This is a genomic window from Burkholderia sp. LMG 13014 (assembly GCF_905232215.1).
In the GTDB taxonomy this organism is placed as follows: domain Bacteria; phylum Pseudomonadota; class Gammaproteobacteria; order Burkholderiales; family Burkholderiaceae; genus Burkholderia.
Window position 1 is genome coordinate 1 of record NZ_CAJNKE010001025.1, and the last position, 1193, is coordinate 1193.

A 1193-nucleotide genomic window follows, 5' to 3' on the forward strand; every position below is an offset into this window, starting at 1 on the left:
GGTAATACCCCCTGAAATCCACCGCTGGGAGAAGTAGAATTTTCTCGTTAAGAGGGAGTTCTGCAGATGAAGAAGTCGAGATTCACAGATAGCCAGATATTGGAGGCGCTCAAGCGCGCGGAGGCTGGGCTTGCGGTGCCGGAGCTATGCCGGGAACTGGGCATCAGTTCGGCAACGTTCTACAAATGGCGCTCGAAGTACGGCGGGATGGACGCGTCGATGATGTCGCGCATGAAGGAGCTCGAGGCGGAGAATGCCCGGCTGCGCAAGATGTACATCGAGGAGAAGCTCAAGGCTGAGATTGCCTCGGAGGCGCTGCAAAAAAAGTTCTGAAGCCATCTCGCCGGCGCGAGATGGCAAAGCAGGTTGTGCAACAGCGCCGCGTGTCAATTCGTGTGGCGTGCACAGTGTTCGGCATCAGCGAGTCGTGCTACCGATACGAGGCGAAGTTGAACACGGAGAACGAAGAGATTGCAGACTGGCTGATGCGTATCACGGGCTGTCATCGCAACTGGGGCTTTCTGCTGTGCTATTACTACTTGCGTAACGTGCAGGGATTCGGGTGGAACCACAAGCGCATCTACCGGATTTATCGGGAGCTGGAGCTGAACCTGCGCATCAAGCCGAAGAAACGCTTGGTGCGCGAAACGCCGCAGCCGCTGTCGGTGCCGCATGCCATCAACGAAGTGTGGTCAATGGACTTCATGCATGACCAGCTCGTTGACGGGCGCAGCATCCGGACGCTGAACGTGATTGATGATTTCAACCGCGAGGCGCTGGGCATTGAGGTGGATTTCTCGCTGCCGTCCGAGCGGGTGATTCGCACGCTGGAGCAGCACATGGAATGGCGTGGCAAGCCGAAGGTAATTCGTTGTGACAACGGCCCAGAATACCTGAGCACAGCCATCGTGACTTGGACGCAGAAGCTAGGTATACGGCTGGAATACATTGAGCCGGGCAAGCCGCAACAGAACGCGTACATCGAACGGTTCAATCGGACCGCGCGATACGAATGGCTCTCGCAATATCTGTGGGAAGACCTGGAGCAGGTTCGGCAGGCAGCGGCCGACTGGATGTGGACTTACAATCACGAGCGCCCAAATATGGCATTGGGCGGCTTTACCCCGAAGCAGCGGCTGGCCATGGCCGCTTAGTTTCTACTTCTGCCGACTGTGGAAAACGGGGGCATTACC

1 protein-coding gene is annotated in these 1193 nt (G+C 57.1%); it reads left to right on the forward strand.

Annotation, left to right across the window (positions count from 1 at the left end):
- The first annotated feature begins 66 nt into the window (after positions 1-66).
- Positions 67-1154, forward strand: a protein-coding gene (locus tag JYJ84_RS37100; RefSeq protein ID WP_086003188.1) for an IS3 family transposase whose coding sequence is annotated in 2 segments (ribosomal slippage) — positions 67-316 and positions 316-1154 — 1089 coding nt in all. Because the reading frame shifts where the segments join, the coding sequence is not laid out codon by codon here.
- Positions 1155-1193: the final 39 nt, after the last annotated feature.